The following is a 12,864-nucleotide window of genomic DNA, read 5'->3' as shown; positions in this document are numbered from 1 at the left end:
GAAGGTGTTGGTTCCGGCTTCCGTTTCGAAGGAAAGGAGGGCAAAGGCACCCAGACTGTGACCGATGTTACCGCGACGCGGGTCACGCACCTCATCGATCTAGGTGCGATGGGCAAACCGGTGCAAACCATCGAAGCCATAGCGACCGGCAACGGCGCTTGCGTGACATGGACCGTGACCTCGGACATGGGTTTCAATCCAGTCTTCCGGATTTTCGGTCTCTTCATTGATCGTATGCTCGGCAAGACCTATGAACTCGGCCTCAAGAACATCGCCGCGCTGACTTAAGTGCTCGCGATGCTTGAGGCGAAGGCGGGCTCTGGGTCCGTCTTTTTGCATTGCTGTGAGCATATCAAAGCTTCGGCCTAGCATTTGTTGCGAATGCTCGGCGGATGGCTGCATTCAGGTACTGCCAAAAAACACTGTATCTTGAAGATGAGCGGCGGTAAGGAGCCGCACAAACAGGTTGTGGAAGCGAGGCACGGCATCACGTCAGATCTCAGCGCTAACGCTAAGATCGAACCAAGTTGGCTACACCAATTCGCTTGCCATCGATTTCAGGTGACGCATGTCGGTGCCACAGCACCCTCCAAAAATATGTATCGACGGGTTCTGCTGCGCAATCGCGGCAATTTGTTTCCCAAGTTCAATTGGATCGCCTTCGTCCAACTCATCGGCTTCGTCAAGTTCCGCATGCGAGCAACTCGAAGCATTTGCCACCAGACCTCTAAGTCGGGGGTGGTTGCCAAGCGCTCCGGCGAAGTGGGTCGGATGAGCGCAGTTGACCATAAAAAACAGCGCAGACGCGTCGGTTGCCGCGTCGATCTGATCAATACCGTCCACAAGTTTGGTACCGTCTGCAAGGCATCCGTCTGTTTCGACAACCAAAGACATGATGATCGGCAGGTCGGCGTCTCGGGCGGCGAGGATGCATCCCGCTGCTTCGCTTGGCCGGTTGAATGTATATGCGGTGACCAGGTCTACGCTGGTGTCTTTCAGGCTGTGCATTTGAGCGGCGTGGTATTGCCGTGCGTCTTCGATGGATACCGGTGGTACGTCTGCGTAAGGATCATAGCGCGGGCCAATACAAGCCGACACCAGTACATCATCGCGCGCGGCAGCTTGGCGTACGTCTTCCATTAGACTGACCGCATCTTTGTTTACTTCAACAAGCCGTTCGGCGTCGTACCCCAAAGGTGCTGACCGGTCGGCGTTTGCCATCCATGTGGGCGCGTCGAGGATGCACCCGACGCGCATTTCACCGGCGAGATCGACAAGAGCCTGCATCTGACTGGCCAATATCGCCCTGGTACCGGGTTTTTCCAGCAATGGAAACGACGCGAAACCGGGCAACTCAACACCATGATTGAATATCAGGTCGGTGCCAGTGCCGGCATAAACGAGAAAGGTCTTGTCAGCTTCGAAAGGGAACTGTCGCGCCATTCTGAATCCGCTCCAATAGCCGCTACGTTTTCGAAATAAACCTACAGGGTCTCGGGTCTCTTGTTAACCTTTGGGTGGCGAAGGGGTGGCTTACTTCGATGCGTTGGGTTTGCTTGGTAGGAGGACCTTCACGGCGTGTGCACCACGTGATTGCTTTTACGCACACTTGCAGCCGATACTCGATCCGACAATCGACCCATCATGACAGCGTCGGCATACCCGCCCGGACGACGTGCGTATCTGCGAATTACGCCTTCTTTCTCGAACCCAAACGCCTCATAAAGTTCCAAGGCGTGGGTGTTGTCCGACCAGACCAAAAGACCAGTTCGCTCAAGCTGCAACCAGTTATCACACAAATCCAGCATTGCACCCAGCAGCGCTTTGGCTATTCCGTTGCCTTGGAAATCTTCGCGCACTGCTAGCAGGTCAATTTGGCCCACGTGGTTGTGGCGCGGTACGTTCGGTTCAGTCGACATAAAGCAGATGCCAACAACGCATCCATCAACTTCTGCCACCAGTTTGTAATCACCTGGTCCCGACTTGATGCGCGCTTCGACATTGGCGTTTGCAACATGTGGCAATCGCATCGTGCCCAGCATCACTGATTCATCAGTTAGAATGCCTTTGATGTCCGAAACATCTTGTGCTTCTACATGGCGGATATCAATTCTCATTGTTTGTCCTTCCAATCAGATTGTCTGACGCGAACGTGTCGCGCCAGCGTAAGTTTCTTTCCGGCCGTGGCAATCAAGCGACGGCAACGGCGTTGTTTGGTTGCTCTCCGGCGCGACCCAAGAAGCGCTTGTTGATGGGGCTATGCGGCTTTACTGCCAGCCGCTCGTTTGCCAGGGCCTCAGCCGCATTTCGATTGCCTGAACGCACTGCGGCTTCGGTCAACGTCCAATCGATGATATCGCGCTGCGCGTGACTGCCACCGAAAGAGTTTGCGATAAACCGCGCACCATGGAGCGCTTCGGTCGCGTCCGCGTAACGACCCTCCCAGAACGCCCGGAACCCTTCGATCAGAGGCAGTCCTGTTGCAGCGGCCCAACGCGATGTCTCATCACCACCGGCGGGTGAATTGCGATACTGATCGAGGATCCGATAAACTTCGTCATCGCGGCCAGAGCCGAGATAGGCCATAGCTGCATGCCAATCATTAAATGGGTACAGTTTGCCGTCAGCGTGGTTGTCCCAACAGGCCGCGACATCTGACCATCGGTCTGAAATGTCGTGATCTTCCAGATGCAAGCGCCACAGCAAAGCCGAAGCATCGACCAGATCCAATGCGACTTCGCTTTTCCCGTCTCTTATACGCGCATCATACAGGTTGATCGCCTCGTCGGCTTGGCCAAGGTCGAGGTGATACAGCGCCTTGTGCCACCAGTTATGGACTTTGAAGAAGTTGTCGTTACCCGACCAATGAGGCTCCCGAGATGCCATCCAAGCGATGCCGTCTTCAGCACGACCTTGCATTTCCAGAACATGCGCGACGGCATGCTGCGCCCAGCAGTCCAAGGGATCGCGTTCGACTGCTTCGCGACCAAAGGCTTCAGCGCGGGCATAATCTCCGGTCTCTTCCAGTCCAAACGAATACATACCAAGCAAGATGGAATACCCCGGTTGATCCTCGGACCACTTTGGTAGAACCCGGGCGATCCGATCACGCATGTCGCGCGCATTGGCACGGTAAAAGTCCATCAGGTGACCAGCTTGCAGACCCAGGATGTCATGTGGAAATTCCATGTTATGGCGGTCCAGCCTGACGGCAGCCTCTGTCCAATTGTTCGACAGAAGCGCGTCCAGCGCCGAAACATGAGATCTCTCCAGGTCAGATCTCGCAAGAGGGCGCACCGTCGCCAATATGGTGCGCGCCTCAATGGCTGCTTCAGGCTCGGTTGCCAACCCGAACAGATAGGCTTTTAGAATATACGGCATGGCGAAATCCGGTGCGGCTTCGATCGCCTGGTCAGCGAGCTCGACGGGATCGCCCCGATATATGTTGAACGCGCGCATCGCGGCGTTGAAATAATCCTCAGCAACGTCTTTTGCTCCTGAAGTCGGCCGACTTCCGGACAATCTTGTTTCTTGATGGGACATGTCTTTCTCCAATCTCTGTCTTGAATGGGCGGATCGCCCGAATGCGATGGCTCTACCGCGCCATCGCCTGCGCTGCTTGAAGTCAATTGGGAGATTTTTGGGAGATGATTGGGAATCTATATTTGAGGCTTCGCTTGGGATAAAATGGCAAGACCGAGGGGGCGGATCGAGAATGCGATACGAGTTCGATGCCTTTACGTTAGACACCGATACCCGCGAGCTTCGTTGTGGTACGACCGCTGTCGCGCTTGAGCCGCAAGTTTTCGATCTGTTGGTTCTTTTGCTCGAAAACCGCCATCGGGTGGTTTCCAAAGATGAGATTGTCCAACGCGTCTGGTTTGGACGCGTGGTTTCGGATTGGACGATCCTTGGCCGCATAAAATCGCTGCGTCAGGCATTGGGCGATGATGGGAGCGCTCAGAAATACATCCGTACATTGCGCGGCCAAGGGTTTCGCTTTGTGGCACCCGCAAAATTGGTATCGATAGAAAGCGCTAAAACTCAGGAAGCGTCGGGAACAAGCGATCAGAAAACAGTCGCGGCGCCACCATGTATTGCAGTGCTGCCGTTTTCGGCGATTGGCGACCCAGAGGTCGGAAGATCATTGGCAGATGCGATCCCGCGCGAATTGATCAGATCGCTTTCCAGTGTGCGTTGGCTACGGGTCATTGCACACGGATCGTCATTCAGGTTTCGTGGACAAACGATTGAATTTCAAGATGTGAAGTCGCTACTCGGTGCACAATACTGCATCTCTGGAATGGTCGAGGCGTTGGCGGGTCGCCTTTATGTAGATGTTGAAATGGCAGATACCCGCACCGGTGAGGTGGTCTGGGCAATTCGTAAAGAGGCCCCGATTGACGAGGTGCAACGTTTGCGAACCGAGATTGCCGGGGCTGTACTCAATATTTCCGAGTTTGAGCTGCCGGAACATGAGGCGCGGCTTTTAGATGTGGATGACGCAGAAAACCTGGATGCCTGGTCTTCCTTGCATCTTGGAATTCGTCACATGTATAGGTTCAACAAGGCAGATACGGAAATAGCCCGAAAGATGTTCGAGCGCGCCGTGACGTTGGAACCAACATTGGCACGCGCGCATGCTGGGATTTCGTTCACCACTTTCCAACGCGTGTTTCTGGGCTACTCGTCAGACCTTGCCGCGGACCGACTGGCTGCCAGGCGCAGCGCCGAGGAAAGTGTGCTTTTGCAACCGCGGGACCCGTTTTCGAATGTTGTGATGGGCCGAAGCCTGTGGCTGACAGGAGATACAGAGGCGAGTAAACCGTGGTTTGACCGGGCGGTCCTTGAAAGCCCGAATTATGCATTTGGCCGTTACGCTTCCAGTTGGGCAAAGGTTTTCACATCGGATTACGCTGGCGGAAACGAAATGACTGACCTTGCCATTGCCCTTAGCCCGCTTGACCCGCTGCGTGGCGGCATGCTCTGCAACAAGATGTGGATCGCACTTGCTGCAAAGGACTATGATGCTGCCGTTCAGTGGGCACAACGAACCGCGCTGACGCCTGGTGCGCACGCGGGCCACGCGATGTTTGCGGCGATGACAAACCGATTGGTTGGCAATGACGAAGGAGTGTCGCAGTGGCTAAAAGAAACGAAACGCAGAAACCCGGGTTTCAGTAAATCAAAAGCAATGGCTCTCGTTCCGAGGAGTCACACTGAATTTCGAGCCCTTACAGAAGAGGCTTCGGTTGCGCTTGGTCTTCCTGATTAGGGGTTGCCGCGCCTTGTACAAATAGCGTCGAACCCGAGTTTCTGATGTTGATACATGCAGCACCGTTCTTGAACGCCATTGAACTCGGTTTGCCATCGCTGCGGTTGAGTTCACAAACCGGACTTTGGCCAAAAGTGTTATGCGCCCTTAAGCGCCATCGCAAGTACAACCACAGATTGTAGCACGAGCCACAACGCCAATTCGCAGGTAGGATCAATCGCCAGTGCAAACGCTTGGCGGCTGGACAACGTTGTTTTGCCATGAACAGGAAATCGGCCATCTAAAGGGCGATCTGCACCGTGTCGTGCACCATCCGCTCTTCCTCTGTCCGTCGATCATTCAGACCAAACGTGTGTGACCAATCCAGCGCAAACGGCTTGGCGCGGGCGACTTCCGGGCTGTTGGTTGAGTCTGGCATTGCGGTTCTCGCTTGCTGGCGTCGTTCGAACCAGGATCTATAAGCATGAAAAATTTAAGTTTGAAATTTTATACTTGAAATAAAATAGGAGATGGAGAAAGCTACGTTCTGAGAGAAGAAGGCTACGAAGATGCGAATTGCGTGCTTAGGTGGTGGACCTGCGGGCCTCTACTTTGCAATTTCAATGAAGCTGCGTGATCCGAGTTTTGAGATCACTGTGTTCGAGCGCAACAGAGCCGATGACACTTTCGGTTGGGGTGTTGTTCTCTCGGATGAAACTCTCGACAATCTCGCTGAAAATGACGCCAAAAGCGCCGCAGCCATCCGCGAGAATTTTGCCTATTGGGACGATGTAGCCCTGCGTTATAAGGGCGAGCATCTGATCTCATCAGGCCACGGGTTTTGCGGCATTGGGCGCAAAAAGCTGCTGCTTCTGTTGCAGGACCGGGCGCGCGAACTGGGTGTCGATTTGAAGTTCGAGGCCGAGGTTGAATGTGTCGAAACCTACGCCAAGGACTACGACCTTGTCGTTGCCTGCGACGGGTTGAATTCAAAGACTCGGGCACATTTTGCGGACACATTCAAACCAGAGATTGACGTGCGCCACTGCCAGTTTGTCTGGCTTGGCACCCATCAAAGGTTCGATGATGCCTTCACCTTCATTTTTGAAGAAACTGACAAGGGCTGGGTTTGGGCGCACGCCTATCAGTTCGACGAAGACACCGCGACGTTCATTGTGGAATGCACGCAAGAGACGTTCGACGCCCATGGGTTTGCCGATCTGAGTCAGCGGGAAAGCATCGCGATCTGTGAGGAGATCTTCAAAGATCACCTGGGTGGGCACCCGTTGATGACCAATGCAAATCACATCCGCGGCTCGGCATGGCTGCGCTTCCCCCGGGTGATGTGCGAACGGTGGCACAAGGACAATGTCGTGCTGTTGGGCGATGCGGCAGCCACGGCGCATTTTTCGATCGGGTCTGGCACCAAGCTAGCGCTGGAATCGGCGATTGCACTTGCAGATTTGTTGCAGGCCGAGCGCGATATGGAGACCGCCTTTGCGCGGTACGAAGAAGACCGGCGGCTGGAGGTGTTACGTCTGCAATCTGCCGCGCGCAATTCGATGGAATGGTTCGAGATGGTAGAGCGGTATTTTGTGCTCGACCCCGTGCAACTGAACTATTCCATGCTGACCCGGTCGCAGCGGATCAGCCACGAGAACCTGCGCGAACGCGACAAGGATTGGCTGGAAAGTGCCGAGCGCTGGTTCATGCACCAATCTGGTGTTTCCGGTGACGCACCTGTGCGTACGCCGATGTTTGCGCCGCTCAAATTGCGAGATTTGTCTCTGAAGTCGCGCGTAGTTGTCTCGCCGATGGCGCAATACAAGGCTGTTGATGGCTGCCCAACAGATTGGCATCTGGTGCATTATGGCGAGCGCGCGAAGGGTGGTGCGGGTTTGGTATTCACCGAAATGACCTGCGTCTCGGCAGAGGGCCGGATCACACCGGGCTGTCCAGGGCTTTATGCGCCCGATCATGAGGTCGCGTGGGCGCGGTTGACGGCCTTCGTCCATGCCGAGACGGACGCCAAAATTTGCTGTCAGATAGGGCATTCCGGTCGCAAGGGCTCGACCCAGTTGGGCTGGGAACAGATGGATGCGCCATTGCCCGCAGGCAATTGGGATATCGTCAGCGCCTCCGCTATCCCATGGTCCAAAGACAACGCCACTCCGCGCGAAATCACGCGTGACGAAATGCACGAAATCACAGCCCAGTTCGTTGCATCGGCAGAAATGGCCGAACGCGCAGGGTTCGACATGATCGAACTGCACGCGGCTCACGGCTATCTGCTTTCGTCCTTCATTTCGCCGGTGTCGAACGTCCGGACTGACGATTACGGCGGCACACTTGAAAACCGTCTGCGGTGGCCGCTTGAAGTCTTCCGCGCAATGCGCGCGGTCTGGCCCGAGCGCAAACCAATGTCGGTGCGCATTTCGGCGAACGACTGGTTGGGTCCGCAGGGCGTGACGCCAGAAGAGGCTGTTGCAATCGCACAGGCGTTTGCAGGGGCCGGTGCTGATTTGATTGATGTCTCGGCTGGGCAGACAAGCATTGACGCCAAGCCTGTCTATGGCCGCATGTTCCAGACCCCCTTCAGCGATCGCATCCGCAATGAGACAGGCCTGAAGACCATGGCGGTCGGCAATATCTACGAGGCGGATCACGCCAACTCGATTTTGTTGGCTGGGCGGGCTGATCTGGTGGCTGTCGGACGCCCGCATTTGGCTGACCCGTATTGGACACTGCGCGAAGGCGCCAAAATCGGTGACCGTGCAGCACCTGATTGGCCGCTTCCTTACCTTGCGGGACGTGACCAGGTCTGGCGACTTGCCGACCGAGACGCAGAGGTGACAAAGGCATGAGGCGGGTTCTGGTGACAGGCGGCGGTACCGGGATTGGCAAGGCTATTGCTCATGCATTTGCCGATGCGGGAGACGCTGTCACGATCACCGGACGCCGGGCATCCGTTCTCGAGGCCGCCGCGCAGGGGCGCAACATGGCTCATGTCGAAGCCGACGTCACGAACGAGGCGCAAGTGAATGCGCTTTTTGAAAAACCCTTTCAGGTGGTCATCGCGAACGCCGGTGGTGGCTCTGCGGTGAAAATCCGAGAAACCTCGCTTGAAGACTGGAACACCACACTGGCCGTTAATCTGACGGGCACGTTCCTGACTTTCCGCGCAGCCTTGCGCGACATGTCCGCGGGCGGGCGTTTGATTGCCATTGCCTCGACCGCATCATTGAAGGGCAATCCATCAGTCCCCGCCTACACCGCAGCAAAACACGGAGTGTTGGGTTTGGTCCGCGCGGTTGCGCTTGATGCGGCCAAAGACGGGATAACCTGCAATGCGATCTGTCCCGGCTTCACAGACACCGATCTAGCAGAGACTGCGATCACAGGGTTGATGTCCCGGTTCGACGTGGACCGCGAAAAGGCCACAAAATTGGTGACCTCTGCAAACCCTCAAGGACGTCTTGTGACCCCGGCAGAGGTGGCGGAAACAGCTCTATTTCTTGCATCCGATGGAGCGAAGTCCATCAACGGCCATGCGCTTGCGATGTCGGGAGGTGAAATATGAAGGCAAAATCAAAAACCATCCCAGAACCAATCTCAAAAACGCGGCTGCGGCTTTGGCTTCGGCTATTGAAACTATCAGCCGGGATCGAGGCAGAGTTGCGCCGGCGATTACGCGACGGACACGACACGACCCTGCCGCGTTTTGACGTGCTTGCGGCGCTGTCGCGCCATCCAGATGGGCTGAAGATGAGCGATCTGTCCGGGTATCTGAAAGTGTCCAACGGCAATGTGACCGGCATTGTCGACCGCCTGACCGAAGAAGGATTGGCGCTGCGCGTCGCGATCCCCGGAGATCGTCGAGCGCAATTGGCGCGGCTGACCCCAAAAGGGAAGCAGGCCTTTGACACTTTGGCTGAGCACCATGAGGCTTGGGTCGACGAATTGCTTGGCGGGCTATCGCTGGACGAAGCAGAGACACTGTCTCGGCTTTTGGAAAAGGCACGAACAGAGGATGACGCGTCGTGACCCTGAGCGAGACAAAACACTTCCGTTGCGACATCGAAAATGGCATTGCGCGCATCGCTCATGACCGACCCGAACGCAAGAATCCTTTCACCTTCGACAGCTATGCTGAGATGCGCGACTGGTTCCGCGCGCTGGTCTATTCTGACGATGTGCATGCAGTCGTGATCCTGCCAAACGGCGGCAACTTTTCATCCGGCGGCGATGTGCACGACATCATTGGTCCGCTCACCAAGATGTCGATGAAAGATCTTTTGGCCTTCACGCGTATGACGGGTGATCTGGTCAAGGCAATGATTCATTGCGGAAAGCCTGTGATCGCGGCCGTGGACGGGGTCTGCGCTGGGGCCGGGGCGATCATGGCTATGTCATCGGACATGCGCATTGCAGGTCCGGACGCGAAAGTAGCGTTTCTGTTCAATCGCGTGGGTCTTGCGGGCTGCGACATGGGGGCCTGTGCGATGCTGCCCCGGATCATTGGTCAGGGTCGCGCGGCCGAGTTGCTTTACACAGGTCGTACCCTGCGTGCCGAAGAAGGCGAACGCTGGGGTTTCTTCAACTCTATCAGTTCAGCGGATACATTAGAGACTGACGCTCTGGCGTTGGCAGGGCGGATCGTTTCTGGCCCGACCTTTGCCAATGGTATGACCAAAACCATGTTGGCTCAGGAATGGAACATGAGCCTTGATCAGGCCATCGAAGCCGAGGCACAGGCGCAGGCTATCTGTATGCAAGGCAACGATTTCCGACGCGCTTACAACGCCTTTGTCGCCAAAGAAAAACCGGTGTTCGAGGGCGACTGATGGCGGATCAGAGCTTTCTCCATTGGCCCTTTTTCGAAGACGGCCACCGCGATTGGGCCCGCCATGTCGAGGACGTGGCCGGCGCGCTGGTCGTTGACCATACAGACACCGATGCCGCCTGCCGTCAGTTGGTGGCAGCGCTTGGCGAAGCTGGTGCGCTTGGCCCGACAAGTAGCGAGGATGGTGCTTTCGATGTCCGCAAGCTTTGTCTTGCGCGCGAAATTCTCGCCCGTCACGACGGGCTTGCGGATTTCGCCTTCGCGATGCAGGGCCTCGGCACCGGCGCGATCACCCTGTTTGGAACCGAGGCTCAAAAGGCGGCGTGGTTGCCTAAAACCCGCGCCGGGCAGGCGATCTCGGCCTTTGCCTTGACGGAACCGGGTTCTGGCTCGGATGTGGCTGCCAATACGATGACGGCCACGCGCGACGGGGGTGACTTTGTTCTGAACGGGGAAAAGACTTGGATATCGAATGGGGGGATTGCCGATGTCTATTCGCTGTTCGCCCGCACCAGCGAGGCACCGCGTGCCAAGGGGATGTCGGCCTTTATCGTTACCCCCGATCTGACCGGATTTGAGGTGGTCGAGCGACTGGAGTCGATCGCCCCACACCCGCTGGCCACGCTGCGCTTCACCGATTGCCGCGTACCAGAAAGCGCGATGATCGGCGCGCCGGGGCAGGGGTTCAAGATTGCGATGTCCGTGCTGGACGTTTTTCGGGCGACCGTAGCTGCGGCGGCATTGGGTTTTGCCCGCCGAGCGCTTGATGAAGCCCTTGGTCGTGTCACCTCGCGGCACGTCCAGGGATCTCCATTATTCGATTTACAGATGGTTCAAGGTCATATCGCGGATATGGCCGTGGATATTGATGCGGCAGCGCTATTGATCTATCGCGCCGCCTGGACCCGTGATGCGGGCGCGCCAAGGATCACGCGCGAGGCCGCTATGGCCAAGCTTTTTGCGACGGATCAGGCGCAACAGGTTATCGACAAGGCAGTGCAGCTCTTTGGCGGCGACGGTGTGCGTAGCGGGACGCCGGTCGAAACGCTGTACCGCGAAATTCGGGCGCTTCGAATTTATGAAGGTGCAAGCGATGTTCAGAAGGTGATCATCGCGCGCGAGACTTTGAGTGAAGCGAGAGGAGGTGCGTGATGTTGGGACCCTCCGCGCATATCGACACTTTCACGCGCGACAATCTACCTCCGGCGGATCAATGGCCGGAGTTCAATCTTGACGGGTTTTCCTATCCAGAGAGGCTGAATGCAGCCGTCGAGTTGACCGATGCTATGGTTGCCAAAGGCTTTGGCGATCACACCGCCCTAATCGGAAACGGTCGCCAGCGCACGTACAAAGAACTGACCGACTGGACCAACCGACTGGCCCATGTGCTGGTAGAGGATTTGGGTGTGGAACCGGGTAACCGTGTGTTGATCCGGTCGGCCAACAACCCGGCAATGGTGGCTTGTTGGCTGGCCGCGACGAAGGCGGGTGCGGTGGTGGTAAACACCATGCCCATGCTGCGCGCTGGTGAGTTGCAGAAATATGTCGAACTGGCCGAAATCACCTACGCATTGTGCGACACACGCCTCATGGACGAGATGGAGCTTTGTGCAGCCGCGTGCCTCGGCCTGCGCGTGATGGGGTTTGACGGCACTTCAAACCACGATGCAGAGCTGGATCGGTTGGCGTTGGAGAAGCCAGTACACTTCGACGCCGTGCGAACCGGTCGCGACGATGTGGCCCTTTTGGGGTTCACTTCCGGTTCCACCGGTACACCTAAGGCGACCATGCATTTCCACCGGGATTTGCTGATCATCGCAGATGGCTATGCCAAAGAAGTCCTAGGCGTGGTACCGGATGATGTATTTGTCGGTTCACCGCCCCTTGCCTTCACTTTTGGGCTCGGAGGTCTGGCGATATTTCCGCTGCGCTTCGGTGCGACGGCAACCCTTCTGGAACAAGCGACCCCGCCCAATATGATCGAGATCATCCAGAAATATAAAGCGACCGTTTCGTTCACAGCGCCCACAGCGTATCGTGTCATGTTGCGCGCTATGGATGAAGGCGCGGATTTGTCGTCTCTACGCGCTGCGGTATCAGCAGGCGAAACTCTGCCCGCCCCGGTCTATGATGAGTGGATTGCGAAGACCGGCAAGCCAATGCTTGACGGTATTGGTGCCACCGAGATGTTGCACATCTTCATCTCCAACCGTTTCGACGATCACCGCCCGGGATGCACAGGCAAACCGGTTTCAGGGTACGAAGCCAAAGTCGTGGACGCGGTAGGCAATCCAGTGCCAAATGGCGAAGTGGGTCGCCTGGCAGTCCGTGGCCCAACCGGTTGCCGCTATCTGCGTGGGGACCGGCAAGGCGCTTATGTCAAGGACGGTTGGAACATCACCGGCGACAGCTTTTCGCGGGACGAAAACGGCTATTTCCACTTTGCCGCGCGCAACGACGACATGATCGTATCCTCGGGCTACAACATCGCGGGTCCCGAGGTCGAGGCGGCCCTTTTGTCCCATCAGGCCGTATCTGAATGCGCTGTCATCGGTGTGCCCGACACCGATCGCGGACACATTGTCGAAGCGCATGTTGTCTTGGCTGATGGCTTTTCACCAGGAGAAGAGATCACGCAGATTTTGCAAGAACATGTGAAGGCGACTATCGCCCCTTTTAAATATCCAAGATCTTTAGTTTTCTGTGCAGCGTTGCCGAAAACCGCGACTGGGAAGATTCAGCGTTTTAAACTGAAGGGATAAGAAGG

At 56.5% G+C, this 12,864-nt stretch carries 12 protein-coding genes; 8 read left to right on the top strand and 4 right to left on the bottom strand.

What is annotated here, in order from left to right; translation table 11 throughout:
• Positions 1-57: 57 nt before the first annotated feature.
• Positions 58-288: a hypothetical protein gene (locus tag GOW40_RS14605; RefSeq protein ID WP_254444454.1), complete on the top strand. Its 231-nt coding sequence runs from the start codon at positions 58-60 to the stop codon at positions 286-288.
• Positions 289-531: 243 nt separating this feature from the next.
• Here GOW40_RS14605 and GOW40_RS14600 read toward each other — a convergent pair whose 3' ends face one another.
• From GOW40_RS14600 to GOW40_RS14590, 3 genes are all read right to left on the bottom strand, one after another.
• Complete coding sequence (locus GOW40_RS14600; protein WP_171131144.1) at positions 532-1,443, bottom strand: homocysteine S-methyltransferase family protein; 912 nt, start codon at positions 1,441-1,443, stop codon at positions 532-534.
• Positions 1,444-1,571: 128 nt separating this feature from the next.
• On the bottom strand, positions 1,572-2,117 hold the full coding sequence (locus tag GOW40_RS14595; RefSeq protein ID WP_171131142.1) for a GNAT family N-acetyltransferase: 546 nt from the start codon (positions 2,115-2,117) through the stop codon (positions 1,572-1,574).
• Between the two features lie 73 nt (positions 2,118-2,190).
• Positions 2,191-3,543, bottom strand: coding sequence for a tetratricopeptide repeat protein (locus GOW40_RS14590; RefSeq protein ID WP_217352312.1), 1,353 nt, complete (start codon positions 3,541-3,543; stop codon positions 2,191-2,193).
• Positions 3,544-3,715: 172 nt separating this feature from the next.
• Between GOW40_RS14590 and GOW40_RS14585 the strand changes: the two genes are divergently transcribed.
• Positions 3,716-5,275: a winged helix-turn-helix domain-containing protein gene (locus GOW40_RS14585; RefSeq protein ID WP_171131140.1), complete on the top strand. Its 1,560-nt coding sequence runs from the start codon at positions 3,716-3,718 to the stop codon at positions 5,273-5,275.
• A 280-nt stretch (positions 5,276-5,555) separates the two neighbouring features.
• Here the strand turns inward: GOW40_RS14585 and GOW40_RS14580 are convergent, their stop codons facing one another.
• A complete protein-coding gene (locus tag GOW40_RS14580) occupies positions 5,556-5,693 on the bottom strand; it encodes a hypothetical protein (RefSeq protein ID WP_171136471.1) in 138 nt (45 codons plus the stop codon).
• A gap of 130 nt (positions 5,694-5,823) precedes the next feature.
• Between GOW40_RS14580 and GOW40_RS14575 the strand changes: the two genes are divergently transcribed.
• Genes GOW40_RS14575 through GOW40_RS14550 form a run of 6 tightly spaced genes read left to right on the top strand, consistent with a single transcriptional unit; the run spans position 5,824 to position 12,859 of the window.
• The gene (locus GOW40_RS14575; protein ID WP_171131136.1) at positions 5,824-8,118 is read left to right on the top strand and encodes a bifunctional salicylyl-CoA 5-hydroxylase/oxidoreductase; all 2,295 of its coding nucleotides are present in this window, start codon (positions 5,824-5,826) and stop codon (positions 8,116-8,118) included.
• Positions 8,115-8,834 carry an SDR family NAD(P)-dependent oxidoreductase gene (locus tag GOW40_RS14570; RefSeq protein ID WP_171131134.1) on the top strand — a complete coding sequence of 240 codons (720 nt, stop codon included), beginning with the start codon at positions 8,115-8,117 and terminating at the stop codon, positions 8,832-8,834. The genes GOW40_RS14575 and GOW40_RS14570 overlap by 4 nt, the downstream gene beginning before the upstream one ends.
• Complete coding sequence (locus tag GOW40_RS14565) at positions 8,831-9,298, top strand: MarR family winged helix-turn-helix transcriptional regulator (protein WP_171131133.1); 468 nt, start codon at positions 8,831-8,833, stop codon at positions 9,296-9,298. Before GOW40_RS14570 ends, GOW40_RS14565 begins: the two co-directional genes overlap by 4 nt.
• Positions 9,295-10,098, top strand: coding sequence for an enoyl-CoA hydratase family protein (locus tag GOW40_RS14560; RefSeq protein ID WP_171131131.1), 804 nt, complete (start codon positions 9,295-9,297; stop codon positions 10,096-10,098). Before GOW40_RS14565 ends, GOW40_RS14560 begins: the two co-directional genes overlap by 4 nt.
• Positions 10,098-11,249 carry an acyl-CoA dehydrogenase family protein gene (locus GOW40_RS14555; protein ID WP_171131129.1) on the top strand — a complete coding sequence of 384 codons (1,152 nt, stop codon included), beginning with the start codon at positions 10,098-10,100 and terminating at the stop codon, positions 11,247-11,249. The genes GOW40_RS14560 and GOW40_RS14555 overlap by 1 nt, the downstream gene beginning before the upstream one ends.
• Positions 11,249-12,859 (top strand): AMP-binding protein, encoded by a 1,611-nt coding sequence (locus GOW40_RS14550; protein WP_171131127.1) that lies wholly within the window; start codon positions 11,249-11,251, stop codon positions 12,857-12,859. The genes GOW40_RS14555 and GOW40_RS14550 overlap by 1 nt, the downstream gene beginning before the upstream one ends.
• The last annotated feature ends 5 nt before the right edge of the window (positions 12,860-12,864 follow it).

This window comes from Ruegeria sp. HKCCA6707 (assembly GCF_013033515.1).
In the GTDB taxonomy this organism is placed as follows: domain Bacteria; phylum Pseudomonadota; class Alphaproteobacteria; order Rhodobacterales; family Rhodobacteraceae; genus Ruegeria.
The sequence above is the reverse complement of the archived record's forward strand: the minus strand, read 5'-3'. Positions and strand labels throughout refer to the sequence as shown.

Excerpts from the sequence above, each read along its gene's own strand:
- GOW40_RS14600 (WP_171131144.1), bottom strand. The coding sequence starts at position 1,443 with ATGGCGCGACAGTTCCCTTTCGAAGCTGACAAGACCTTTCTCGTTTAT.
- GOW40_RS14580 (WP_171136471.1), bottom strand. The coding sequence starts at position 5,693 with ATGCCAGACTCAACCAACAGCCCGGAAGTCGCCCGCGCCAAGCCGTTT.
- GOW40_RS14570 (WP_171131134.1), top strand. The coding sequence starts at position 8,115 with ATGAGGCGGGTTCTGGTGACAGGCGGCGGTACCGGGATTGGCAAGGCT.
- GOW40_RS14555 (WP_171131129.1), top strand. The coding sequence starts at position 10,098 with ATGGCGGATCAGAGCTTTCTCCATTGGCCCTTTTTCGAAGACGGCCAC.
- GOW40_RS14590 (WP_217352312.1), bottom strand. The coding sequence starts at position 3,543 with ATGTCCCATCAAGAAACAAGATTGTCCGGAAGTCGGCCGACTTCAGGA.
- GOW40_RS14565 (WP_171131133.1), top strand. The coding sequence starts at position 8,831 with ATGAAGGCAAAATCAAAAACCATCCCAGAACCAATCTCAAAAACGCGG.
- GOW40_RS14585 (WP_171131140.1), top strand. The coding sequence starts at position 3,716 with ATGCGATACGAGTTCGATGCCTTTACGTTAGACACCGATACCCGCGAG.
- GOW40_RS14575 (WP_171131136.1), top strand. The coding sequence starts at position 5,824 with ATGCGAATTGCGTGCTTAGGTGGTGGACCTGCGGGCCTCTACTTTGCA.
- GOW40_RS14550 (WP_171131127.1), top strand. The coding sequence starts at position 11,249 with ATGTTGGGACCCTCCGCGCATATCGACACTTTCACGCGCGACAATCTA.
- GOW40_RS14595 (WP_171131142.1), bottom strand. The coding sequence starts at position 2,117 with ATGAGAATTGATATCCGCCATGTAGAAGCACAAGATGTTTCGGACATC.